Raw genomic sequence first — 24,922 nt, 5'->3', positions numbered from 1 at the left:
TTTAACAATACTAAAATCGGCATTGATACAGCCACATGCCGGGCAATGGGTCGGATCGTACGTCAGCTTGGCGGTAATGAACAGAGACTTAATCCCCTTGTGCTTGATTTCTTTCACTGATGTATTCGTAAAATCGATATTATCCTCTTTCATTTGGAGTAAAGATAGTATAAAATGCTTCATAGGCGTAAATGTTTCCTTTCTGTGAGTTGTGGTGACTTCATTATAAAGAACATTTGCGCCATTTTTATACCCTTTTACATAAAAATACGGTCCATGACATTTCAGTCATCAACCGTATTTATTATAGAGCCTAAAACTATCATCATAAACCAAAAAACCTGCAGCTTCTCCTTACAAAAGGAAGCTGCAGGTTTTTATTTACATATTTACTTAGGCTCACTCCGGATATGAAATCTTACGCCTCTTGGGCCTTCCACACTGAACATGCCGCCATTGCCTTCGACTACATCTACTGTCAACTTGGTGTGTTTCCAGTATTCGTATTGCTGGTGGTGCATGTAGAACTCAACGCCTTCTATTTCTCCAAGCTTCACATCAGCCGGACCAATTATAATCATATCCTTTTTCAAACACATCGGACTGGAACCGTCACAGCATCCTCCGGACTGGTGGAAGACGAGTTCACCGTGTTCCTCTTTCAGCTCTTTGATCAAATCTTTGGCAGATTGAGTTGCATCGACAGATTTGTTATCCGTCACCATTTAGAAAAATCCTTTAGCTGTCTCACTATAGCTGATCAGCAGGTTTTTCGTCTGCTGGTAATGACTTAACATCATCTTATGGTTCTCTCTTCCGATACCACTCATTTTATATCCGCCAAATGCAGCATGTGCCGGGTAATCATGATACGTATTCACCCATACACGTCCTGCCTGAATGCCACGCCCAAAGCGGTATGCTTTGTTCTGTGACCTCGTCCATACGCCTGCACCCAGTCCGTACAATGTGTCATTTGCGATTTCCAGAGCTTCGTCGTCATCTTTATAAGTTGCGACTGCAAGTACCGGACCGAAAATCTCTTCCTGGAAGATTCTCATCTTGTTCGTGCCTTTGAAGATTGTCGGCTCGATATAGTATCCCTCACCGATATCGCCGTCCATCTCAATGACGTTGCCGCCTGTTAAAATTTCAGCGCCTTCTTTTTTACCGATATCAAGGTAAGAAGTGATCTTCTCTTTTTGTTCCTGGGAAGTCTGTGCACCCATCATCGTATCCACATCCAGCGGGTTGCCGACTTTGATCTGCTCGACTCTCTTGATGACTCTTTCCATGAACTCATCATAAATATCCTCATGGATCAGCGCACGTGACGGACATGTACATACTTCACCCTGGTTCAGAGCAAACATGACAAGCCCTTCAATCGCCTTGTCCAGATAGCCGTCATCCTCATCCATCACATCTTTTGCAAAGATATTCGGCGACTTCCCGCCAAGCTCCAATGTAACAGGAATAATATTCTGGCTCGCATTCTGCATGATGATGCGTCCTGTCGTCGTTTCACCCGTAAATGCAATCTTGTTGATATCCTGGTGCGTTGCAAGTGCCTGACCCGTTTCTGCCCCAAAACCGTTCACTATATTCAGAACGCCTTTAGGTACGATGTCCTGCACGAGTTCCATGAAATGCAGAATCGTTGTCGGTGTCTGTTCAGCCGGTTTCAACACTATGGAGTTGCCTGCTGCAAGCGCCGGTGCAATCTTCCACGAAGCCATCAATAACGGGAAGTTCCATGGAATGATCTGTCCGACCACCCCGAGCGGTTCATGGAAATGGTACGCAACAGTATCTTCATCAATTTGCGAAATACCGCCTTCCTGCGCACGAATGACGCCTGCGAAATACCTGAAATGATCCACGACAAGCGGCAGGTCCGCATTCAGCGTTTCCCGTACAGCTTTGCCGTTTTCAAACGTTTCAAGCACCGCCAGCTCTTCCAGATGTTCTTCAACCTTATCAGCAATTTTAAGCAGCACGAGACTTCTTTCAGTCGGTGAGGTTTTCCCCCATTCGACCTGTGCCTTGTGTGCAGCTTTGACCGCGTTATCCACATCCGCCTGTTTTGAGCGCGGCACTTTTGATACGACTTTTCCGGTCACCGGTGATTTATTGTCAAAAAACTCACCGTCTGCCGGATCCACCCATTCTCCCCCGATATAGTTCTGGTACTTCTCTTTAATTTTGTACTGAGCATTATCTAAGTTTGGAAATTCAAATGCCATTCAACACACCCCTTTATATAATATACTTCAATTTTATCCCATTATTTTCAATGTTACAAACATTATGTATCCGCTTCCATAAAAATTTTCTGAAAATAAAAACCCGGTGAGTTTATGGCCCGCCGGGTGCGTCAATATCTATCCGCTTAAGGTGTCAGCTGCTTTTTCTTTCTCCACTCTTTTGGTATGTAGACGCAGTACGGTTCACTTTCCATATAGTCACCGGTGGCTGCATAGGCTCTGGACCTTGAACCGCCGCATACATATCTGAATTCACATACGCCGCACTTGCCTTTGAATTTATCAGGGTTTCTGAGATTCTGCAAAACTGGAGATTCTCTGTAGATTTCAGACAGCTTGCGCGCACGGACGTTGCCGCAGTTGACCGGCAGCAGTCCGCTCGGATATACATGGCCGATATGCGAGATGAATACAAAGCCGTTGCCGTCATTGACACCTTTCGGTGCACGGCCGAGTCCGTCGATGGTGCCTGTTTTTCCGGCACTGAGCGCATCCATGTATCTGATCTGTGCATCTTTGTCCGTCTTGTTCTTTCTCATCTGATCCTGGATGACTACACGGCGGTAGTGCTGTGCAGCTGTCGTTTTAATATCAAACGGCACATCGTCTTTTATTTTGTTCAGCCATCTGAACACCTGCTCATGCTGGGCGGGTGTGATCATATCTTCATTCCTGCCGCGTCCTGTCGGCACGAGGAAGAACACGCTCCACAGCACACAGTTCAACTCTTCAACCATTTCTTTCATCTCTTCCAAATAGTCGATATTATAATTGGAAATGACAGTGTTGATCTGCAAGGGCATTTCAAGTTCATTCAAGTATTTGATTGCCTGCATCGTCAGATCAAAGCTGCCTTCAGTGCCCCTGAAATGGTCATGGATCTGTTTATTGTGACCGTCAATACTGAACGCCCATCTGCTGAGTCCGACATCTTTCGCCTTCTGCATTGCTTCTTTAGTCACATTCGGTGTCGCACTCGGTGTCATGGACACTCTGACACCTTTACCGACAGCATACTCGGCAAGTTCAAAAACATCCGCCCGCATCAAGGGGTCCCCGCCGGTAAACACAAGCATCGGATATTCCATCGCGGCAATATCATCTATCAGTGCCTTCCCTTCTTCGGTGGATAATTCATAGGGATTCCTCGTCGTCTGCGCTTCTGCACGGCAGTGCAGACAATGCAGTTCGCATGCCCGTGTCAATTCCCAAATGACTATAAATGGCACCTCATTAAAATCTGGTATTTTAATATCCGGTTTCATTCCGTTCACTCCTTTATATATTCAATATAAAGGAATACACAGCTTTAAACATATATATTATTTACATCTTTATGAACAAATCAATGCCGCATGTAAAATGCCTGCGGCGTCATTCTAAAACTCTTCATATTCGATCGGATCCTGGTTGCCGATTCGTCCGTCATCTTTAGTCAATCCGTTGATCTGATCCATCTCTTCCGCAGTCAGTTCAAAATTGAAAATATCAAGATTTTCCTTCTGGTGGTTTTCACCGGCCGCTTTAGGAATCGGCACGACACCCTGCTGGATATGCCACCTTAAAATGATCTGGGCGACAGTTTTATCTTTATCTTCGGCAATCTTTCTCACGGTGTCATCATGGACGACCGGCTGACCTCTGGATAACGGGCTCCACCCCTGGGTGATGATATCATTTCTCTGATTCCACGCATGCATTTCCTTCTGGCTGAAATAGGGATGCAGCTCAATCTGATTCACCGTCGGCAAAACCGATGTTTCATCAATCAAACGTTCGATATGTTCAGGTAGAAAGTTCGATACACCGATGGATTTCACGTAACCCTGCTCTTTCGCTTCGATCAAAGCGCGCCATGCTTCCACATACATATCCTGTTTCGGATTCGGCCAGTGAAGCAGTATCAGATCAAAATAGTCCAGCTGCATTCTGAATAAGGATTCCTCCACCGCCTGAATCGCTTCATCATAGTCGTAAAATGAACCCCGCAGTTTAGTCGTCACATACAACTCATCTCTTTCTATGCCGCTCCTCCTGATGCCTTCCGCCACCGAACCTTCATTATCATATTTCATCGCCGTATCAATTAATCTGTAACCGTTGTTTATGGCATTTTTAATTGATTCTGCACCGGATTCACCTTTCATGTAAACGGTGCCATAACCGATTACAGGGATGGATCCGCCATCATTCAAAGTAAACCTGCCCACTTCATTTGCCATTTCAATCACCTTTTTTTATATGTCTTATCCGTCTCTACCTCTTTCCTCTACATATAAAACTCCAAAAAATAAAAACCATCCCCTGCCTGAAGGACAGAAGATGGGATTTATCAGTTCTTGTATTTTATTTTATAGTAGATCATATACAGGCTTGGTGTCACAATCAGTGACAGCAGCGATGAAAATGCGATTCCGGCAATGATCGTCACCGCAAGCGGTTCGAATAGTGCGTCTCCGCCGAGCGCAACCGGCAGCAGTGCGATGATTGTCGTGATAGTTGTCAGGATGATCGGTCTCAGCCTTGCACGGCTGCTCTCGGTGATCGCTTCATTGATGTCGATATTGTTCTCTTTTCTTCTCTGCTCGATGAAATCGATCAGTACAACCGCATTTCTGACGACGATTCCGGCAAGGGACACCATCCCCATGACTCCCATGAATGACAGAGGTGTCTGGGTGACGAACAGGCCGATGAAGCCGCCGCTGATTGACAGGAAGATGCTGAATACGATGAGTAATGGCAGTACCAATGAATTGAATTCAAATGCGATGACAAGATAAACAAGCACTACGATTACTGCGAACAGCACCCCGATTTCGATGAAGAAGTCCGTCTGATCCGTCGCTTCACCGCCGACGATGCTTTCAGTGCTGTCGTCAATATCTGAAGACAGGCCGTCCATGATTTCTTCGACTTTTTCTTCTTCAAGGTTATACACTTCTGCTGCAACCTGACGATCGCCGTCATCATGGGCAATCGCCTGATATGCATTCGTTTCCTCAAGGTTCACGAAGTCATCCAACGGGAATGTTTCCGGCGCCTCTCCGGAAAACTTGATGATTTCTATATCTTCGATATTGTATTCATCAGCATACTTCATATTGGACTGGATCTGCTCATCGTCGACGATGATTTCCTGGACAGGGATGCCCTGGCCGATCAGGTTCAGTTCATTCTTCACCTGCGAGACGGATAATTCCGCATCTTCAAGTGCCGATTCATCAATGGAGTAGTTGACCGTCTCGACCGGCTGTCCGAGGTTCGATGTCACGATTGCACCTTCATCCTCCAGTGCACCCCGGACGGTGTCGAGGTCCTGTTCCAATATATCCAGATCATCATTAGAAAGATCAAGAGTGACAGGTGCACCTTCCGGTGGCCCCTGGACGATCGTATCCATGAATATTTTCGCTTCCGGGAACTCTTCCCTCAAGTCTTCTTCATAAGTCTCGATGACTTCGGAGGCGCTCATCTGTTCTTTGTCGATGAAGAGCGCAAGCTGTGCCGTATGTGAACCCGTCTGATCCAGGGAGGCGCCGAACAGGTTCGGCAGGCCTTCACCGGTGAACAATGTCGCCCCTTCAAGATTGTCTACCGTGTCATTCAGATAATCGACGATTTCATTTGCACGGTCGTGCGTCTCTTCGATTGTCTGTCCATTATCATAGATGATATCCACCGTGACTTCGGAACGGTCCGCTTCCGGGAAGAACTCGAAAGGTGTGAACCTGAAAAGTCCAAGTGACAGAAGCGCGATGACCAGCACGATGCTGAAAGTGATGACCGGTCTCTTGATGAATTTCGGTATCAATTTATCTGCATACCAGTTTGAAACTTTGGTGAACGTCTTACCAAATATACCTGCATCCTGCGGCACTTTCTTAGTACCGACCAGATATCTGATTGCAGGGACCAGGAAGATTGCGAGTACCGTTGAAACGATCATCGTCGTAATCAGAATGCTCGGCAGTGCACTGATGAAATCTCCGTTCGCTCCGGATAGGAATAGGAGCGGCGAGAATGCAAGCACGATGGCGATAGTCGATGCGATGACGGAAGGTGCCACTTCCCTGACACCGTTATACATCGCATCCAATCTGCTGTCACCGGCGACAAGCCTCCGCTCGATATTGTCATTGACGACGATCGAGTCGTCGACCAGAATACCGAGTGCGATGATCAGCCCGATGACTGAGATCTGGTTCAGATCGACACCCAGCCACGGCAGCGGAATCAGCCCGATGAGTATGGACAGCACCACTGTGATCATGACGGCCGCTGAACCGATGAATGACAGTCCGAGCGATGTACCGATGATGACCGCTACGAGCGCGATCAATAATGAAACGTACAGTCCGGTGAATATGTCTTCGACGTTTTCACGTTCTGATGAAATGACAGATACTTCAATGTTATCGGCAAACTGATCGGTGTGCTGTTCCACAACAGCTTCGACATTTTCCGAAGTCGAAGGCACATCTTCACCCGGACTCAGGAATACCGTGAATGCGACACCCTCTTCGCCCATATGCTCGATGATGTCTTCCCTTTCTTCAGGGACGAGTTCAATTTCAGCAATGTTGGTGAGCGGCGTGTCATCATCACCCACTCTGATGTTTTCAAAAGTTTCGAGCGGTGCTGTGTCCTGAAAGCTGAGTCTGATGCTTTCAGTATCTTCTTCCTGTGTACCGAGCACAACAGGATTGAAAGACTGGTCGATTTCCTGAATGATCTGATCCGGAGTAATCTGGTTATCTTCCAGTGTCTCACGGTCAAGGTTGATATTGACCGTCTGGTCGTCATAACCCTGGACGGTCACATTATTGACGCCTTCCATCTGCGTAACATCAAGAGCAAGATCATCCACCTGGCTCTTAAGATCTTCGAGTCCGTCTCCGTTTTCACTTTGGAATATGTAACTCAGCAGCGGAAATGCGTTGCTCACACTGTCCACCTGCGGCTGGGCTGCATTTTCAGGCAGATTCCCTGAAACCTGGCTGACCAGATTATTAATGTCATTCTCCACCTGGTCGGGTTCTGCGCCATCCGAAAGTTCCAGCGTGACGACTGAAATATCATCCTGTGATACCGACGATACATTTTCTATACCATCAATTCCGAATATATCACTTTCAATCACGTTGGTGATACTGGTTTCAACATCCGCTCTGTCGGCTCCCGGCCACGGAGTCGTGATGTTGATGATATTCACTTCAACCTCGGGTATTTCCCGGTTTTCAATGGTTAAAAATGTATAGACTCCTGTCAATGCGATGGTAATCACTAAAATTATAAGCAAAAGACTGCGTTTCATTAAAATATCAAATATATTTTTCACTTTCTAATCTCCGTTTTCCTTAAAGTTCAGCTGAATAGCTCATATACAGACCGACGATGAATAACAGGGCCACACCAATATATGAGGGTATGATCCAGAGTTCCGGAATGATCGTCATCGTTCCGAACATCAATAATGTACCTAAAAAGAATAAAACCGCTGCTAGAATTTTTCTCATTGTCCGGATTCACCAGTAATCCATTCTGTTTTTTCCTGATGGGGGATTCTGTTGACTTTGACATCTTTCCTCATAGCGGACTCACCTAAAAATACCGCTCCTAAAATTTCTTCGTCCTGTCGGAGATTGAAGAAGTCTTTTACAGGTTCAGCCTGATATGCAGGCCCGCTCTTCCAGATTGCCCCGATACCCTTACTGTGGGCTTCAAGCAGAATATTCTGGGTGGCCGCTGCCACTGCACACACATCTTCAGTGTAGATTGCTTTTTTATTATCCAAATCTCTGGACAACACTACCATGATTATGGTCGGTGCAAGGAGTGGTTTTGCTGCAACTTTCATGATGCGCTTCTCGGCATCCGGCGAGTCAGGGTCATCTGCTTTCGCAACTGCCCATTTTCTCATAACGTCAGACAGCTGTTTTCTGGCTTCACCTTCCACGACGAAAAATTTCCAAGGTTCTGTAAAATAATGATTGGGCGCCCATGTCGCCGCTTCAATCAGACTTTCAACAGTTTCTCTATCCAGAGGTGCCGTATCTTTAAAAATCTTCACACTCCGTCTTGTTCTGATCGCATCTGAAACATTCATATTATCTCTCCTATGATGATTATCATCTTTCCATTTTACTCAAGTACATAATCAATCACAACATATATTATTCAAATATCATATTATTGCTATAATATAAAAACTTGGCTAAACTATCCATATCATATGACGAAAGAAGGATATCCAGTGTACTTCCTCATCCTGTTAGGTATTTTAGGTGGAATGGCTATACCATTACAGACTTCCACCAATGCAGAGTTCTCAAGGTTTTCCGGAGCCGTCTTCATCACTTCATTCTATTCATTTCTGGTTGGGACGACCGCCCTATTTTTTGTCAATTTATTTTTAAATGCTGAAAAGTTTTCATTGGCATTTTTTGATGCCCAGGAATACTCATACATATGGTTCGCCGGCGGGCTGATGGGCGTCATCTTTCTGACCGCCAACATACTGCTGCTGCCAAGAATCGGTGCCGCATTAACAGTGATAGTGACCGTGACCGGACAAATGATCATCGGCATCATGATTGATACTTTCGGCTGGTTTGAAGCCGCACCGCAGCCGCTCCACCCGATGCACATTACCGGTGTTCTGTTCCTGATTATCGGAATCATCTATATGAATGCGAATAAAAATCTCGCAGTCGGACGCACGCATTCCAGAGCATGGGTGCTTCTCGGATTATTTACCGGCATGCTGCCACCGATGCAGACTGCAATTAACAGTGCGCTCAGTCAGGAAACCGGTTCGGCAATATTCGCAACATTCATATCATTTTTAATCGGAGCAGTCTCTTTGTTCTTCATAGCGCTCGTCGTTCATAGAAGATTATCTTTCAAGTTCAAAGCTGAAGACGCCACCCTTAAACCATGGCTCTTTTCAGGCGGGATACTCGGAGCTGTATATGTCGGGATGAACATTCTCCTGATGCCGCATTTAGGTGTGACACTGACGATGATGGCAGCAATTTTCGGCCAGATCATCATGGGTCTTTTGATCGATCACTTCGGATTATTCAAATTGCCTAAGCAGCCCATCGACAGAAGACGGATCATTGCTGTGGCCGTCATTGTGTGCGGGATATTAGTTCTGCAAATCTACTGAGTATTAAAATTTTGTGATAGGTTTCATCTTTTATTTATGTATTACGGTATCCATCGGGCAAACCAGCCCTGACTTGGCCGGTAGAACGCCCCAGGAGATTTGTTTTGAAATTAGAAAAAGTTCAGCGACCCATGTAATAAGACTAATCCCATTCCAGGGCTTATCAATATTTCATTATTTCTAAATATATCTATCTGGTAAAATAATATCATCATCCAGTTTACTTCCATGCGAATAACATGGAAGGAGGTGACATCATGATCAGCTTGCTATTTGAAGTTTTTATCGCACCAATTGCTATCAGTGTGATACTCATATTGTTGAAATATTGGTTGGATAATAATGAGGAATAACTGGATGAATCCAATACACCATTAAAAACCCCTAATCTATCACCAGTAGATTAGGGGTTCGGTGTTTCATGATTAACTTGCTATTTATTAATTAAATTATATCAATACCTATTAAGATTGTAAAGGAAATACACCATTACGTGGTGTAAAAATATTTCCGCTAAATAACTTTCACCGGTCTGCAATAATATTGCCGGACCATTTTCACGTTCAAAGATTTTAAGTTCCCGATTCAATTTCATCACCTCTGCACTTTCTGTCAGATCACCCCTAAACACGAAAGTTCTATTGTAAATTTATATTGAAAACGTTATTTTGATGAATGTTACTTGAATTGTCATTTGAAAAGTTCGTGTTTTATGATATGATAATTTCATTAAAATTAAACAACACTCATATAATAGCAGGGATATGGCCTGCGAGTTTCTACCGGATACCTTAAATATTCCGACTATGGGTGGGTAACTGCCGTGGTCTCTGTATTTCATATGCACCCGGAGTGTACTCATCTCATGATGAAGCGCTCCGGGTGTTTTTAAATACATAGAAGAGGTGTCTTTGTGGACTTGTTGAAAGAAAGAATCATGAAAGATGGTACGGCTTTATCGGATACGGTTTTAAAGGTGGACGAGTTTTTGAATCATCAGATCGATCCGGAACTGATGGTCGAAATCGGCAGAGAGTTCAAAAGACGTTTCAATAATAAAAAGTTCGATAAGATTTTGACTTTGGAGTCATCAGGCATTGCACCGAGCGTGATGGCTGGTCTTGAGCTCGGTATCCCTGTCGTCTTTGCAAGAAAGAGAAAATCACTGACGTTGGACGCCGGGTTGTTGACGGCGGACGTTTACTCCTATACCAAGCAGGAGACGAACAACATTGCGGTCGCAGAAAAATTCATCCAGCCGGATGATAATATTTTGATCATCGATGACTTTTTGGCAAACGGTGAAGCTGCGAATGCCCTGATACATATTGTTAAAAAAGCACAGGCCAATGTTTCAGGAATCGGCATCGTCATTGAGAAATCATTCCAGAAAGGCTCACAGGAACTTCGTGACAATGGATACCAGGTGGAATCACTTGCACGAATTGAATCTTTGAGTGAAGGCAGCATAGAGTTTTTAGATGAGGTTAGAAATTAATGCAGTTATCCAAGGCAAAACAGCTGTCACTCGGTTTCCAGCACGTTTTGGCGATGTATGCAGGTGCTGTTGTGGTTCCTCTCATTGTCGGTAACGCAATCGGACTGACTGCGGCGCAGCTTACATATCTGATCGCCATCGACATCATGATGTGCGGTGTCGCAACAATACTGCAAGTCTGGAAAAAGAAATTTTCAGGGATAGGCCTGCCTGTAGTACTCGGTTGTACATTCACAGCTGTGGGTCCGATGATTGCCATTGGCAATACGTACGGCATACCTGCAATTTATGGCTCAATTTTAGTCTCAGGTCTCTTCGTACTGCTGATTGCCACATTTTTCAGTAAGATCGTTAAACTCTTCCCGCCGGTCGTAACCGGAACGGTGATCACAATAATAGGAATCACTTTAGTCCCTGTTGCAATGAACGATATCGCAGGCGGTCAGGGCAGCGAAGACTACGGTTCAATGATCAATCTCGCACTCGGCTTTGGGACACTCGCCGTCATATTGGTTTTATTCAGATTCGGCAAAGGATTCATGAAATCCATCGCGATATTGTCCGGCATTATCATCGGCACGATCGCTGCCTCGTTTATGAGCATGGTCGATTTCAGCGCTGTCGGAGATGCTTCATGGCTCCATCTGCCACAGGTGTTCTACTTCGGCACACCTGAATTCCATCTGGTCCCGATATTGACGATGATGCTCGTCGTCACAGTCGGACTGATAGAAGCGACAGGCGTCTACTTCGCACTCGGTGATATTACCGAGCGTGAAGTGAACAGCAGCGACTTGAAGAGAGGTTACCGTGCAGAAGGCATCGCAATCATTTTAGGCGGACTGTTCAACGCTTTCCCATACACGACCTATTCACAGAATGTCGGTCTGATCCAGCTGTCCGGCGTAAAGAGCAACCAGATTATCTATATCGCAGGCAGTATGCTGATTCTGCTCGGTCTTGTACCCAAAATCGGGGCAATCACCATTGCCATCCCCACTTCCGTCCTCGGCGGTGCGATGCTCGCGATGTTCGGCATGGTCATCGCCTACGGCATTAAAATGCTCAGCCGTGTCGATTTCTCAGACCAGAGAAATTTGATGATCATGGCAGTCTCGATAGGCATGGGGCTCGGCGTGACAGTCGTCCCTGAAATGTTTGCGATTGTACCGGAAAGCATCCAGGTCGTGACAGAAAGCGGCATCGTCATGGGCAGTCTGACTGCAATCATATTGAACTTTATTTACCATATCGGTGATATAGGCTATATCAAATCAAAAAATAATGACGAAGCGTCACTCACGAAAGAACATGTGACGGAATAGCCAAAAGACATGTACTGTAAGTTACAGCACATGTCTTTTTATGTTCAAATATACTACTCGCCTTTCAAGTCAGCCAGTTCTTTTTTCAGCTTTGTAATTTCTTCTTTCATCGCCATGCTTTCTTTCCTCAGGCGATTGACACCGCCCATGCCTGTACTTTCAGGTGCTTCAAATTTATACATCAATAATGAATCCCACTCATTTTGGGCTTCGACTTTAATATCGAGTTTCGGAGCTATTTCCAATAAGTTTTCCAGAAATTCTGTAAGGTGCTTCGTCGTCCCTGAAACCACCAGCTTTGCTTTGCCGTTTTTCAGCATTTTGATATGTCCGCCCAGTCTGTGCCCGGTGGCTGAATTGGATATGATATTTTTATAGTAATTGACATTTCCTGAAAGCACCAGATGGACATTTTCAATATTCCCCTTCGGTAAAGGCGGCAAAATGACTTCTTTTACTATGCCCTTTTTAAGAAAACGGAAAATTTTATCAAAATCGAAAGTGAAATAGTCATTCACCCCTTTATCAATAGCGGCCGTTTCAGGAAAATAGTAATCGAGTATTTTTTTTGAAACATCCCTTGATTTACCGTAAATCGGAAACATATGGCCGCCGAGGTCCGGCCTGCAGTTGATTTCAAGCACTTTATTCGTGTCTTTTTCCTCATCCCTGATGATATCCACACCGCCCATGTTCATGCCGGGAATGCTCTTTACTGCATTGACTGCCGTCTGAGTATAATCTTCTGAAACAACATCTGTGATATCCACCGTATCCGATGCATCTTTTGCGAATGTACTGTCAGTCAGATTGATTTCTGCCCCTTTTTCAAGGACGGAATCCAGACTGTATCCCTGACTGCCGATAAAATCATTCAACTTCCCGTCAATTTTAATCTGGCTCGCGCTTAAATGCGGATTCAATCTCCGCTTCTGATTTTTCAAATCAATCAGCTGCCCGATAGTGTGTTCGCCGTCCCCCTCTATGTGGGCTGCCACTCTCTTGAATGCAGCAATCAGCCGGTCTTCGATGACGTAGGCCCTTGTGTCAAAACCCGTCGCGTGACGTTCAACGATGATATCTGTATAACCCAATTCCCCGTGGACATATTCCAGTCCTCCGGTGAGGGCAGCCCGGTCATTAAGATTCGTCCGGACGCCTATCGCCAGACTCGCATGGGCAGGTTTTACGATTACAGGGTACCCGATCGAATCAGCGTACTCCAATGCCTCTGTAAAGTCATTATTTTGAACAGATATCACTTTGCCTTCAGGTACTGATACACCAGCCGCACTTAAGTGCGCCTTCGTCAGCTCTTTACTCTTTCCAATCTGCCTTGCCTCTTTCGCGACTTTATCACCTAAAGATAATTGGAATCTGAACTCCTTGCCGCCGTAGGACAGCTTATGACGGATTTTAATCTGATTTTTAACATATACCGTCATAAATTTGACTTCAATCCCCCTGCGCCATGCCTCAAGCGCCATTCTATACATGCTTATGCTCGGGCCCTGAGCTTCTATTGGATGGTTCAGCATAATATCTTTTGTAAAATCAAGTTCTTTTAACGTCATGACAAGTCTCCTCTTTCTACACTGCTGAATTTTAATAAAAACCGCTTATTAATATCAATTGTACCTTTATAACTACCCTCTTATTCCATGAGGTAATTGAATCTCATAATATAATTGGATTGCATTTACTTTTTAACGGCAAAATCCCTGTAAGCATAAACTATAGGCTACAGGGATTTCTTTCAAATAAAAAATCAAGCTTGAGATATAAATTCCTCTGACCACTGAAGTTTCCAGGCTTCGAAGTACTTTAATCTTTATAATTCCAAATTTTTCAGCTGCAGAAATTATTTTTTGACCCCCGCCAGTTTTAAAGATTCCTGCCCTGATTTCTCTTCTTCGCCCTGCCTCAGCAGACGCAGACCGTTCAATATGACCAGAATGGTCGAACCTTCATGGAATAGTACTGCCATCGGCAAATTCAGCAGACCGAAAATATTCAATATGACCAGGGTGATGATGACTCCAACCGAGAAGATGACATTGCCGACAATGATACGATTCAGTTTATGGCTCAACTTGAAACTATAGAAAAGTTTATGCAGATTATTTTTTACAATTACAACATCGGAAGATTCCATTGCAACCGAGGAACCGCTGCCCATCGCAATGCCTATATCAGCATTTGCCAGTGCCGGGGCATCGTTGATGCCATCTCCGATCATACCGACCACTTTGCCTTTTTCCTGATTTTCATTCACATATCTTATTTTATCCTCCGGCAGACAGGAGGCAGCAAAATCGGCAATTCCCACTTCATCCGCAACTTTTTTTGCCACCATTTCATTATCCCCGGTCAGAAGGGAGACCTGGATATTTTCTCTTTGAAAACCGGCCACAGCTTGAACGGCTTCTTTCCGTATGCGGTCAGCAAGGGAAAAGTAACCTTCAATCCGATTGTTTTTTCCTACGAAAATATTGGTATTTCCGTCTATTGCCTTATTCATGTACCCAAACGGATCTTCAAAACTTGCAAATGCTGCAGGTTTACCAACTTCTATATGTCCTTTCCTCATTCCAGATCCGGCAACTTCCTCGACCGGATCTGTGTGGTCGATGCTGTCCAGATCCAGGTTTTTAAACTTGTTTACAATCGCTTCGGCAATCGGGTGACTGGACTGTTGCTCCATATAAACAACTTCTTTAATAGTCTCTTCGTCCGCGGCATAGTCAACCACCTGAAAGTCTCCATGTGTCAGTGTCCCTGTTTTATCACTATAAAGAATATCCATCGTACTCAGTGCTTCCATGGCTGCGCCGCCTTTAAAAAGTACGCCATTTCTTGCACCATTGCTTATGGCACTTAATGTTGCCGGTGTGGCCGAAGCGACCAGCGCACACGGGCTTGCGACTGTTAACATGACCATGCCTCTGTAAAAGGCTTCTTGAAATGGAAAGCCATTGACAACATATAAAATGAAGATGAAAATCGGCACGCCGACCAATACACCAATCACATATTTGGATTCAATACGATCAATGAATTTTGAAACTTTGGATGGCCTGCTTTGTGCTTCTTCCACCATTCGTATAATATTTGAAAAAATAGTTTCATCACTTGCTTTGTTGACTTCCAGGTAGAAAGCATTTCCGTCATTTATCGTCCCGGCAAAGACTTCTTTTCCTATTCCTTTGGTAACAGGTACAGATTCTCCAGTCAAGGCGGATTCATTCACAAATATTTCACGATCGGCATAACCATCGATTGGAATCTGCTCCCCCCTCGATACGACAACCGTATCCCCCACAACCAGTTCTTCAGTGGGCACTTCTATCACTTCACCATTGTCTTTTAATACGTTTGCAGAGGATGGCACTTGTGACATCAATTCAGAAATTGCTTTGGTTGATTTATTGGTCGCATAGTCCTCTAATACTTCAGCGCCTGCAAAGATGAACAATAAAGCAGCGCCTTCAGATTCAAAGCCGATGATGACTGCTCCAATCGCGGCTAAAATCATAAGCAGGTCAACATTCGGAGATTTTGACTTGACTGTTTCTATCACCGCATTTCTTGCTGCAAAGAAACCTAAGAAGAAAATGGCTATATAGAAAGAAATACTGCTGCCGATATCAGTGAATAACATCAGAATGAAGCCTAAGATTATGAAGAGAGTGCCTATGAGCAGAAATTGACCCGCACGATTTTTGATCAGATAATTTAACATTTGATGGTTATCCCCCTTATAGTTCATAAAGCAGTCCAATGATTCGATTTTTTTGCTGCCACTTCAATCTTGATTAAAAATGGGTATGTAGTGGGACCGCTCAATTAATTATAATTGTTATAATTTAATAGTATTTTAAAAATATATGACCGTCAAATTTTATCATCACATGATAATGAGTATTGATAAAGATTGTCGACTCTGATGAAATACCGGAATGATCCAATGATTCATCTTAGTTCCGAATGTCAAACAACCATTTATATCAACTTGATAATTAAGCCTCACTTATTCATTGGTTCATAATAAAAGATCCCGGACAGACAATAGTTGGAAGGTCCGGGATCGGTCAAGTGGATATTATATTAATCAGGCAGCTTTTACTTTTGATTTTGTAACCGGATAGCCCAGTTTTTCAATCACATTTTCGATATTTTCAATCGTAGTCGCTTCCCCATCAAAATTCACTTTGACTTTACTTGCGTTGAACATGACTTTGACGCTGTCTTTTTCAACACCGTCCACACCTTTTACAGCGTTATCAATCTTCTGGAGACATGATGGACATGATAGGGTTTCTAACTGAATGGTTGCTTTTTGCATAATATATCTCTCCTATTTATAATTTTTAGTCGTTTCCTTCTCTACAATTCAAGTATACGACGTTTTGCCGTTTAAATAATTGACGTAGATCAATTTTTGATGGATTATTTAAAATGTTTCTGCTGCATTGGCATTTTTGCCTCTTCGACGGTAAATCATCAATCTCATGGCGTTGAAGATGACCGCAAGGATACTCAGTTCATGTACCAACATGCCGATTGTCATGTTCATCCAGTCACTGAACAGCAGGGCGGCTAGTAAGACCAGCACCACACCGACTGCAATGATGATGTTCTGTTTCATATTTCTCGCTGTCGATTTCGTCAGACCCAAGGCATGAGTCAAGCGGCTGAAGTCAGAGTTCACCAGAACGACATCCGATGTTTCAATCGCCACATCTGTACCGGTGCCCATGGCAATGCCGATATCGGCCAGCGCCAAGGAAGGACTGTCGTTCACGCCATCTCCGACAAATGCCACTATCTGTCCTTCTGACTGTAATTTTTCAAGATGAGCGGACTTATCTTCCGGCAGCATATGTCCGTATGCTTCTGTCAATCCAAGTTCGCCGGCAACGGCATCCACAGTGCCCTGGTTATCGCCTGAAAGGACAACGAGGTTTTTGACACCAAGATTTTTCAGATTTTGCAAGTCTTCTTTAACACCCGGTCGAATTTGATCCCGGATTCCCATCAATACCTGCAGCACACCATCCACTGCAGTCAGTACAAGGGAATTTCCGTTTTTCTCAAAACGTTCCAGATCTTTTCTGACCCTCTCATTCAACTCGACATTTTCTTTTTCCATCAAAGCGACATTTCCGACCGCGACGCGGCGGCCCTCTACTTTAGCAATGATACCGCCGCCTTTGACGACTTCAGTTTCATCTACAACAGAGAAGTTCGTTGGCCCGATATCCTGCAGCACCGCTTTAGCCAGAGGGTGATCTGATTCCCGCTCGACACTGGCCAGATATCCGAGCACTTCCTCCATGTCATCTCCGTAAAATTCCTTTTCTGCAACTTCCGGATTTCCAATGGTCAACGTACCGGTTTTATCAAAAAGGATTGTGTCCACGTTACTGAAATCATTGATGACTTCACTGCCCTTTAAAAGGACACCGTTACGGGCACCGTTTCCAATGCCTGCAACGTTGGATACAGGAACACCGATTACTAAGGCACCTGGACATCCCAGCACCAGAACTGTAATCGCCAGTTCAACATTACTCGTGAACAGCCAGACAATAAAACCCAGTACCAGCACTGCCGGTGTATAGTATTTGGAGAATCGGTCAATGAACCGTTCAGCTTCCGATTTTGAATCCTGGGCCTCTTCCACCAATTCGATAATTTGACCGAATGTTGTATCTTCCCCGACACGGTCAGCTTCAATCTGAATCGTCCCGTTTTCCAAAATTGTACCAGCAAATACTTCTGATCCGTTCATTTTACTTACTGGAACAGACTCGCCGGTGATACTTGCTTCATTGATATGGCCTTCACCAGTTAAAACGGTGCCATCGACAGGTATTTTCGCACCGGTTTTTACTAATAAAACATCACCTTCATCGACATCATCAACGTCCACTTCTTCGAATTCACCAGCCGCGTTTTGTTTCAACGCACTTTCCGGCGCCATTTCCGTGAGTTCTTTGATGGCCGACCGGGTCCGTTTGAGTGTCCGCTGCTCCAAATAAGAACCAAATAAGAATAAGAATGTAACAATCGCTGATTCTTCATAGTTTTGAATCAGTAAAGCACCGATAACGGCAATGGTGACCAATACGTCAATGCTGATAACCTTTACTTTTATTGCCTGATAAGCCTGGATTGCAATCGGTGCAATACCGATGACAGTTGCAATGATGAGTGACAAATCGAAGACGAACATGTTATCCATACCAAATCGACCATAGAATCCAAGTATGATCAACGTTGCACTGAACAATGTAATCAGGTTTTTCGCATCTAATATAATTCTCTGCATGATACTGCCTCCATCTCTCTATATTTTCTTGTTAATTAAAGTATAAGGGTTTAACCGCATATAAAAATTGACCGAAGTCAAGATTATAGGAATTAGATGTTAAAAACGCCTTATCAGTAGATAAAAAACTTAAAAAGTTAACGGAATCGTATGATGTTACGTTTCTTGACATCTGGTGGCAATATTTTCATCAACGCAGTATCCACAAACAAACGCAGTTTACCACTTGATGATTGATAAACTGCAGGGAAGTTATTTTATCGATAATTATGATATTATAAAATGAATATTAAGAAGGGACAAAACGATATGAAAATGTATACTTTGACACGTTATCAGAAGTTGCCCGTCACACCAGAAGAGGCATGGGCGTTTTTCTCAAATCCTAAGCAGTTGGAAGAAATCACGCCGGATGACATGCCTTTTGAGATGATCGGCGACGGGCCGCCAGACATGTACGCAGGCATGATTATCGAGTACAATATCGAACCTTTCCCAAAGTTTCCCGTCAAGTGGATCACAGAGATCACACATGTGGAAGAAGGAAAATACTTTGTTGATGAGCAGCGGTTCGGTCCGTTCAAATTCTGGCATCACCAGCACCACTTCCGTGAAATCGAAGGCGGGGTCGAGATAATCGACACGGTGAACTACATCCTGCCCTTCTCTCTCATTGGACGAATCACTCATAACTTGGTGGTGAAGGGTCGGCTCGCGGAAATATTCGATTTCAGGCAAAAAACATTGAAGGCGGCTTTTGGCGAGATGGAAAATTAACTACATTAAAATCAATGTAATGAAATTTTTAAATTTTGGAGGTTGAATATCATCAATATTATACTGAAGAAGAATGACAGCACGGATAAAATTGAAGTTACAGAAGAAGGTACAAACATTAAGATAGGCAACGATGATTATGAAATCATCGACCAGACCGGCAGCATCGCAAGTAGCGGCGCCATCGTTCTGAACTGCATTCCAGTCAAACCAGAAGGCCGGGAGAGATTTGAGAAGAGATTCCTGAACAGGCCGAAGCGGATTGAAAACGAAGAAGGTTTCAAAGCGATCAGAGTGTCACGACCACTTGAGGGAGATACGTATATCGTCCTCACCCAGTGGACGTCAGAAGAAGCCTTCAGAAACTGGCAGGACTCTGATGCTTATTCACATGCACATAAAAATCGCGGTACCTCTGAAGGATTTGACCGCGAACAGAGTGTGTTGAAATCGAAGCCCTATCATGAGGTTTATGAAGTTGAGAGCAATTTGTGACCGTCAAGTAAAAATGGGCCAATTTCGCCAATTAATTCTGGGCCAGAAACGCCAGATAAAAATGGGCCATTCTGTTTAATCTTCTGTGTTAAATAATGTCTGTCTGTGTTTCATCCGATAACTATCACCGCCCAGCTGAATAACCTCAGAGCGATGAATCAGGCGATCTAAAATCGCTGCGGTGATCGCCGGATCACCAAGTAATTCTCCCCAGTCGCCCGGCCCCTTGTTGGAGGTCAGAATAATCGATGCCTGATTATATAAGTCATTGATCAGGTGAAAGTGATTATTTCGCATGAAAAAGCCCACCTATTCATTAGAAGAAGTCCATTGATATCCAGTTGGAGTCCGGTAATATCGAATTCGAGTCCACATTGAAAACAGGCCACCTTAGTGGCCTGAGGTTTACTTCAACTGCGCTTCATATTCCCGGATGTTCTTATCTCCGGTATCATACCAGACGGCGTTGTGGACAATCCGGTCCATCATCGCATCGGCGTGCACACCGCCACCGAGTCGTTGATGCCAGTCTTTTTTCATGAATTGTGTACAGTAAATGGTTGAACTGGTGTCATAGCGGCGTTCAACGAGTTCAAATATAAAATGGATTTCCTCTTCGCTTAAACTGTCCAGCAGCCACTCGTCCAGGATGAGTAAATCATAATTGGCATACTTATTGATTAATTTTGTCACACCTTTTGTGACTAAAGAGGCTTCATCACGCTCCACCAACAGATCCGGCAGACGGATGTATTTGGTGCGGATGCCGAGCTTACAGGCTTCCTTCCCAAGTGCACAAGCACAATATGTTTTCCCCGAGCCGGTGAATCCGGCGAATATCACATTCATATTATTCTCGATGAATCGGCAGGTGCTCAATTCCTGGAATTGATTGCGATTAATCTTTCTTTGTTCATAATACATGCCCGTCACATCCGCGTTGGGAATGCGGAACTTCGCTCTGCGGATGAGTCCGTGGACCTTCTGATTGTATTTCTCCTGATATACATGATCCACAATCGCCTCAAAGCGTTCTTCAAAGGTTTGAGTGACTGTATGGACGTGCTTCTGTTGTTGATCGATGAGTTGGATCATTTCTTCCAAGTTCAATTCTCTCAGTTTTCTTCTTGTCTCGTTATTCAACATCATTCATCTCCTCCATAATATGCCGCGCCTCGGATATAACCTTGTTGATCGGATTGTGTCTTCACTTTTGTGCTGCGATTCTGATTCAGTGTGTCGGAAGCCAATATGGTCTTCAGCTGCTTATACCTGGGTGCCGGTACCTTTGTCAGTGCCAATGCACACGCCGCCTCCAAGTCGGTATTAGAATATTTCTTTGAAAGATTGAGGACGGAGAGTATGGCGCGATACGCTTGTTCTTTGACTTTCACACCGTCAAAGATGCGATTCACCACAGAAAGGGTGGAGGGACCGATGGCCCCGGCCCACTCCTTCATCCGGATATCATCCCATTCCGGTTGATTGAACTGATCCGGTAAGTGCTCCGGCAGCGTGGCCCATTGATATTTCTGATACAAACCGAACCGGCGATGGCTCGCAGTCCGTTCGTCCTGATGATAAATCTCCAGGCGTTGTTTGGTGAGTTTCAGATTCACCGATTTGCGTACATATTGATATGGGCATGAATAGTAGTTATTCTTATATTGGATGTGGCAGTCCAGATTGACTTTTCTTCCGTAGACCCATTCAGAGACTTCATACGGAAATTCAGGTAAAGGTCTTAAGGTCGGGGCTTCTTCCTGTTTGAATATGTCATGCCGGCTGTCGGTCCGTTTTTGAAATGGGCGCGTATTGAATTCTGCCAGGCGCTCATTAATGGCACCTGATAATGCCGCCAATGAAAAGAATGTTTCGTTTCTAAGCGGGGCGACGACGGCCATGGCGATTTTACCGACACTGCTTTCCACAGATGCTTTTTTCTTGGGTTGTCTCACCGGTGCCGGCATGATTGCGGTCAGATAATGTTCACCCAGTGCTTCATACTGTGTGTTGAGGATGATATCACCTTCTTTGGGGTGATGGATCACACCGGTTTTTAAATTGTCACAGACCAGCCGGACAGTGGAGCCGCTGAAATATCGATACATATTCACATGGCACTGTAACCATGTCTCACTCTTCTGATTGAAGGTCGCTTCGACATACGTGTACTGGCTGTAAGGCAATGTACCGACGAACAGATACGCGGTGAGAATTTCACCACTCGCCCGGTTGATCACTTCCATCGTGGTTCCGCTCCAGTCGACCTCAGTGGTGACACCCGGCTTGTGTATCAGGTGATTGGTGAGTTTGTAGTTTAAGATATGGTCTTGATAGCCCTGACAAAATTTCGTATATCCCATGGCGATGGTGCCGGCCGCCTGACATTTTTCTTTGTATTCATTCCAAAGCAGTTTCAGCGTCACACCGACATGTTTCAGTTCTTTGTGGATATATGCATATTCCGGGACGTCGTAGAGCGTTTCTGATTGATAGCGTTCTGGGAAGAGCTTTTGATACACTGCCGTTTCTGATAAATCCTCTACATCTTTGTAGCTGAGATTCAAGTCATCTGCACGCTTGAAGACATCACTCACAGAGTCCCGTCCCACCTTCTTCGTTTTAGCGATGAGGTTTCTGGACAATCCCATCGCCGATACTCCAGGATCAACTTTGCTGGAATTTTTCTGGCCATAAATAGGCCTCCTTTTCATTTAATTTGAAAGCATTAGCTTTCAAATTAAATATACCGAAAAGAAAGCCTAAGTGGACTCTTTATGTGAATAGGTGGACCTCAACTGCGAATCGTTAAAATAATGAAGTGGACCCAATGTCGTGAACCGGTGGACTCCAATCGCGTATCGACGGACTTCAACCCGCGAAATAATCATTCTAATATAGTTCCTTGCATTTACCCATTTGCCCTCTCCATTTTTTTCTACATGAATTCTACAATCAAATGGATCTCCCTGTGCAGTTCTAGAAGTAATATATTTTTGTAACAAATATCTCTTTCCTGAGAGGTCTTTATCATAAAACTGCTTAAATTCTTCCGGCCTTAAGATTTTCTCTTCGATATTATGACCTACTCTAAAATTATCTCCATCTTTTGTTATAATATAAACTCTTTTACCACGAATTCCATCGGAAGGTTTCACAACAATTTTATGAAATTTATCTAAATTAAACAGAAGGTCATTATATTTTGTTATTTTTATTGTAGGTATTACAAGATAAGGAAATTCGCATAAATCTTTATAAATTAATTACGGTCAAAAAATATACCACCTCTGATGATGTACTATTGTTTCAATATTAAACTCTATAGACAAGTGTTATTAAGTTTTAAAAAACTATAATTCAAGGCCTTGCTTTTGATATTACTTACATTTATCTACTAAATATAGCTTTCAATGGGCTCGTCAGACAGAATATTTTTGAAGCAATATTCTACCAACGCTACTTTATATAATTCTATACCTTCATTTGATTTTGGATGCATTTGGTCTTTCAATCAAGGTTTTTGACTATTTGTTTTAAACTGTTTTATTTCATTATTGAGGGCTAGAATTCTCAATAATTTTAATTTCAAGTGAGATTGTATTTTTAAACTTTGATACATCGGTCGAACTCACTTCATAAATTTTAGATTTTGTAGTTCCCGAGTTGTATATATAATCTTCAAATATTTTGAGTTTTTCTTTATTACCCACCAAAAATATTTCTATTTGTTCTTTTGATTGAGATTTAATCTGCCCCTTTAAATATAGACTTGCAGCCTTCCTTTTTAATTTCTTTAAATATAAAGGTCCTAAACGTTTCCCTTTCAAATTAAAAGTGGTTTCATACTGATCCTCATCCGGATATCTGGGGATTGTAATTTCGTCAGCATGACCATTTAAAAATAATTCTTTAACAGGTTTATATTCAAAATAAAAATGATTATTGATCTTACGAGAATCAGGAAAGTAATAATCCATCAAATATTTAGGGATATCCACTGCTCGACCTTCTAAAGGAATAACATGCGTCATAATTTCTCCCTTAGTGTTGATTTCATTAACTATCCCTTCGTTCTTTTCTTCGTTGATAATCATATCGATTGAACCAGTTGGTAAACCTGGAATCGATTTTAAAGCATCCACAGCATGTTGTTTAAACTTAGGATCTATACTATCCGTGCATGCCGAGTTAAGACGAGTCCCTAAGTGTGTGCCATGTTTTCGAAGAAAGATTCTTTCGTCTTTTTCAGGTATAGATTCCAATGACAGGTTGTTTTCTTTCAAATAATCTTTCATTTCCGCATCAATTTTAATAATTCTTTTTTGAGTAGAATAAATCTCATTTAAGTCAATATTTCTTTCTTCAATCAGTTCTTTAATATTCCTCTCCCCATCTCCTAAGACATTGGACGGGTAATTGATAGTTACTGCAAGCACTTCGTCACCCATAACATAAAACCGATAATCATATCCGCCCTCAAAGTATTTTTCAATAATGATTCTTTTTATCCCTAATTCTTTTTCTACCTCTAACAATGAGTTTTGGAGTGTCTCTCGAGAGACGATATTGGTGATAACACCTTTACCATTTCCATAATTAGGAGGTTTAATAACTACAGGATAACCTATCGATTCAGCATAATCACACATCTCCTCGATGGATGTCTCGCTATACTTAAATGTTTTTGTTTCAGGGACCGGAACACCGTTTGCCTTCATATACTCATAAGCTGTACTTTTATTTTCTGCTTTTGTGATGGCCTCTTTTGTGGTTTTCGTTCCTCTCGCACAAACAAAGTGATATTCGTTCTCTCCATCAGAAAGCGAATAAGTTATGGCTGTCGAAGGTGTGCTTCCTCCACGCCTGTTATTATAAAATTTTAATTTTAACCCTCTACGCCAACCTTCTAATGCCACTACATAAAATGAAATTTGAAAATCTACTACATCTTTAGGTAGAGAATCTTTTAAATGAGGTAAATGTTTTAAGTCAGTCATGTGTTCATCTCCGATATATAATTCATACTCTAAAATTTAAATTTTCTAT

At 43.3% G+C, this 24,922-nt stretch carries 21 protein-coding genes, 1 pseudogene and 1 riboswitch; of the genes and pseudogenes, 6 read left to right on the top strand and 16 right to left on the bottom strand.

The annotated features are described in order from the left end of the window. Window positions 1-389 precede the first annotated feature (389 nt). The 7 genes from BO48_RS11240 to BO48_RS11210 form a co-directional block, all read right to left on the bottom strand. Window positions 390-725 carry a DUF779 domain-containing protein gene (locus BO48_RS11240; RefSeq protein ID WP_197272185.1) on the bottom strand — a complete coding sequence of 112 codons (336 nt, stop codon included), beginning with the start codon at window positions 723-725 and terminating at the stop codon, window positions 390-392. Next, the gene (exaC, locus tag BO48_RS11235) at window positions 726-2,246 is read right to left on the bottom strand and encodes an acetaldehyde dehydrogenase ExaC (protein WP_496367542.1); all 1,521 of its coding nucleotides are present in this window, start codon (window positions 2,244-2,246) and stop codon (window positions 726-728) included. 146 nt (window positions 2,247-2,392) lie between these two features. Continuing rightward, window positions 2,393-3,532 (bottom strand): TIGR04053 family radical SAM/SPASM domain-containing protein, encoded by a 1,140-nt coding sequence (locus tag BO48_RS11230; protein ID WP_496367541.1) that lies wholly within the window; start codon window positions 3,530-3,532, stop codon window positions 2,393-2,395. Between the two features lie 114 nt (window positions 3,533-3,646). After that, on the bottom strand, window positions 3,647-4,489 hold the full coding sequence (locus BO48_RS11225) for an aldo/keto reductase (protein WP_496367540.1): 843 nt from the start codon (window positions 4,487-4,489) through the stop codon (window positions 3,647-3,649). Between the two features lie 110 nt (window positions 4,490-4,599). After that, a complete protein-coding gene (locus tag BO48_RS11220) occupies window positions 4,600-7,608 on the bottom strand; it encodes an efflux RND transporter permease subunit (protein ID WP_496367539.1) in 3,009 nt (1,002 codons plus the stop codon). Between the two features lie 19 nt (window positions 7,609-7,627). Continuing rightward, window positions 7,628-7,786 carry a hypothetical protein gene (locus BO48_RS11215; RefSeq protein WP_462421454.1) on the bottom strand — a complete coding sequence of 53 codons (159 nt, stop codon included), beginning with the start codon at window positions 7,784-7,786 and terminating at the stop codon, window positions 7,628-7,630. Beyond that, the gene (locus tag BO48_RS11210) at window positions 7,783-8,376 is read right to left on the bottom strand and encodes a nitroreductase family protein (RefSeq protein WP_496367538.1); all 594 of its coding nucleotides are present in this window, start codon (window positions 8,374-8,376) and stop codon (window positions 7,783-7,785) included. Before BO48_RS11210 ends, BO48_RS11215 begins: the two co-directional genes overlap by 4 nt. A gap of 126 nt (window positions 8,377-8,502) precedes the next feature. On the opposite strand from BO48_RS11210, the gene BO48_RS11205 reads away from it, so the two are divergent. From BO48_RS11205 to BO48_RS11190, 4 genes are all read left to right on the top strand, one after another. Then, window positions 8,503-9,441, top strand: coding sequence for a DMT family transporter (locus BO48_RS11205; protein WP_496367537.1), 939 nt, complete (start codon window positions 8,503-8,505; stop codon window positions 9,439-9,441). A 257-nt stretch (window positions 9,442-9,698) separates the two neighbouring features. Then, window positions 9,699-9,794: a type I toxin-antitoxin system Fst family toxin gene (locus BO48_RS11200; protein ID WP_496367536.1), complete on the top strand. Its 96-nt coding sequence runs from the start codon at window positions 9,699-9,701 to the stop codon at window positions 9,792-9,794. A gap of 373 nt (window positions 9,795-10,167) precedes the next feature. Then, a riboswitch (purine riboswitch) is annotated at window positions 10,168-10,268 on the top strand. Window positions 10,269-10,354: 86 nt separating this feature from the next. Further along, window positions 10,355-10,939, top strand: a complete 585-nt coding sequence (locus BO48_RS11195; RefSeq protein WP_496367535.1) for a xanthine phosphoribosyltransferase — start codon at window positions 10,355-10,357, stop codon at window positions 10,937-10,939. Beyond that, a complete protein-coding gene (locus BO48_RS11190) occupies window positions 10,939-12,264 on the top strand; it encodes a nucleobase:cation symporter-2 family protein (protein ID WP_496367534.1) in 1,326 nt (441 codons plus the stop codon). Before BO48_RS11195 ends, BO48_RS11190 begins: the two co-directional genes overlap by 1 nt. A 53-nt stretch (window positions 12,265-12,317) precedes the next feature. On the opposite strand, the gene BO48_RS11185 is transcribed toward BO48_RS11190, so the two are convergent. The 4 genes from BO48_RS11185 to BO48_RS11170 form a co-directional block, all read right to left on the bottom strand. Further along, window positions 12,318-13,838 (bottom strand): ATP-binding protein, encoded by a 1,521-nt coding sequence (locus tag BO48_RS11185; protein WP_496367533.1) that lies wholly within the window; start codon window positions 13,836-13,838, stop codon window positions 12,318-12,320. 287 nt (window positions 13,839-14,125) lie between these two features. Beyond that, window positions 14,126-16,006 carry a heavy metal translocating P-type ATPase gene (locus tag BO48_RS11180; protein ID WP_496367532.1) on the bottom strand — a complete coding sequence of 627 codons (1,881 nt, stop codon included), beginning with the start codon at window positions 16,004-16,006 and terminating at the stop codon, window positions 14,126-14,128. A gap of 369 nt (window positions 16,007-16,375) precedes the next feature. Next, window positions 16,376-16,609 carry a heavy-metal-associated domain-containing protein gene (locus BO48_RS11175; RefSeq protein ID WP_462421492.1) on the bottom strand — a complete coding sequence of 78 codons (234 nt, stop codon included), beginning with the start codon at window positions 16,607-16,609 and terminating at the stop codon, window positions 16,376-16,378. Between the two features lie 108 nt (window positions 16,610-16,717). Then, the gene (locus BO48_RS11170; protein WP_496367531.1) at window positions 16,718-18,598 is read right to left on the bottom strand and encodes a heavy metal translocating P-type ATPase; all 1,881 of its coding nucleotides are present in this window, start codon (window positions 18,596-18,598) and stop codon (window positions 16,718-16,720) included. A gap of 282 nt (window positions 18,599-18,880) precedes the next feature. Here BO48_RS11170 and BO48_RS11165 point away from each other — a divergent pair, with 282 nt between their 5' ends. Together BO48_RS11165 and BO48_RS11160 are read left to right on the top strand one after the other, a co-directional pair. Further along, complete coding sequence (locus BO48_RS11165; protein ID WP_496367530.1) at window positions 18,881-19,375, top strand: SRPBCC family protein; 495 nt, start codon at window positions 18,881-18,883, stop codon at window positions 19,373-19,375. A 42-nt stretch (window positions 19,376-19,417) separates the two neighbouring features. After that, entirely contained in the window at window positions 19,418-19,870 is a 453-nt protein-coding gene (locus BO48_RS11160; protein WP_496367529.1) for an antibiotic biosynthesis monooxygenase family protein, read from the top strand. A gap of 75 nt (window positions 19,871-19,945) precedes the next feature. On the opposite strand, the pseudogene BO48_RS11155 reads toward BO48_RS11160, so the two are convergent. The 5 genes and pseudogenes from BO48_RS11155 to BO48_RS11135 all read right to left on the bottom strand — a co-directional run. Further along, a pseudogene (locus BO48_RS11155) lies at window positions 19,946-20,161 on the bottom strand (ATP-binding protein); the annotation flags it as partial. A gap of 114 nt (window positions 20,162-20,275) precedes the next feature. Continuing rightward, on the bottom strand, window positions 20,276-21,019 hold the full coding sequence (locus tag BO48_RS11150) for an ATP-binding protein (protein WP_496367528.1): 744 nt from the start codon (window positions 21,017-21,019) through the stop codon (window positions 20,276-20,278). After that, window positions 21,016-22,524 carry an IS21 family transposase gene (gene istA / locus BO48_RS11145; protein ID WP_496367527.1) on the bottom strand — a complete coding sequence of 503 codons (1,509 nt, stop codon included), beginning with the start codon at window positions 22,522-22,524 and terminating at the stop codon, window positions 21,016-21,018. The genes BO48_RS11150 and istA overlap by 4 nt, the downstream gene beginning before the upstream one ends. Window positions 22,525-22,635: 111 nt before the next feature. After that, complete coding sequence (locus BO48_RS11140; protein ID WP_496367545.1) at window positions 22,636-23,100, bottom strand: YheC/YheD family protein; 465 nt, start codon at window positions 23,098-23,100, stop codon at window positions 22,636-22,638. Between the two features lie 327 nt (window positions 23,101-23,427). After that, a complete protein-coding gene (locus tag BO48_RS11135) occupies window positions 23,428-24,873 on the bottom strand; it encodes an ATP-binding protein (RefSeq protein WP_496367526.1) in 1,446 nt (481 codons plus the stop codon). Window positions 24,874-24,922: the final 49 nt, after the last annotated feature.

Source organism: Lacicoccus kunmingensis DSM 17847 (genome assembly GCF_059568765.1).
The sequence above is the reverse complement of the archived record's forward strand: the minus strand, read 5'-3'. Positions and strand labels throughout refer to the sequence as shown.

Bases quoted from the DNA above. Each gene is read 5' to 3' on its own strand.
- BO48_RS11240 (WP_197272185.1), bottom strand. From the start codon at position 725: ATGGTGACGGATAACAAATCTGTCGATGCAACTCAATCTGCCAAAGAT.
- exaC (WP_496367542.1), bottom strand. From the start codon at position 2,246: ATGGCATTTGAATTTCCAAACTTAGATAATGCTCAGTACAAAATTAAA.
- BO48_RS11230 (WP_496367541.1), bottom strand. From the start codon at position 3,532: ATGAAACCGGATATTAAAATACCAGATTTTAATGAGGTGCCATTTATA.
- BO48_RS11225 (WP_496367540.1), bottom strand. From the start codon at position 4,489: ATGGCAAATGAAGTGGGCAGGTTTACTTTGAATGATGGCGGATCCATC.
- BO48_RS11215 (WP_462421454.1), bottom strand. From the start codon at position 7,786: ATGAGAAAAATTCTAGCAGCGGTTTTATTCTTTTTAGGTACATTATTG.
- BO48_RS11210 (WP_496367538.1), bottom strand. From the start codon at position 8,376: ATGAATGTTTCAGATGCGATCAGAACAAGACGGAGTGTGAAGATTTTT.
- BO48_RS11205 (WP_496367537.1), top strand. From the start codon at position 8,503: ATGACGAAAGAAGGATATCCAGTGTACTTCCTCATCCTGTTAGGTATT.
- BO48_RS11200 (WP_496367536.1), top strand. From the start codon at position 9,699: ATGATCAGCTTGCTATTTGAAGTTTTTATCGCACCAATTGCTATCAGT.
- BO48_RS11190 (WP_496367534.1), top strand. From the start codon at position 10,939: ATGCAGTTATCCAAGGCAAAACAGCTGTCACTCGGTTTCCAGCACGTT.
- BO48_RS11185 (WP_496367533.1), bottom strand. From the start codon at position 13,838: ATGACGTTAAAAGAACTTGATTTTACAAAAGATATTATGCTGAACCAT.
- BO48_RS11180 (WP_496367532.1), bottom strand. From the start codon at position 16,006: ATGTTAAATTATCTGATCAAAAATCGTGCGGGTCAATTTCTGCTCATA.
- BO48_RS11175 (WP_462421492.1), bottom strand. From the start codon at position 16,609: ATGCAAAAAGCAACCATTCAGTTAGAAACCCTATCATGTCCATCATGT.
- BO48_RS11170 (WP_496367531.1), bottom strand. From the start codon at position 18,598: ATGCAGAGAATTATATTAGATGCGAAAAACCTGATTACATTGTTCAGT.
- BO48_RS11165 (WP_496367530.1), top strand. From the start codon at position 18,881: ATGAATATTAAGAAGGGACAAAACGATATGAAAATGTATACTTTGACA.
- BO48_RS11150 (WP_496367528.1), bottom strand. From the start codon at position 21,019: ATGATGTTGAATAACGAGACAAGAAGAAAACTGAGAGAATTGAACTTG.
- istA (WP_496367527.1), bottom strand. From the start codon at position 22,524: ATGGGATTGTCCAGAAACCTCATCGCTAAAACGAAGAAGGTGGGACGG.
- BO48_RS11135 (WP_496367526.1), bottom strand. From the start codon at position 24,873: ATGACTGACTTAAAACATTTACCTCATTTAAAAGATTCTCTACCTAAA.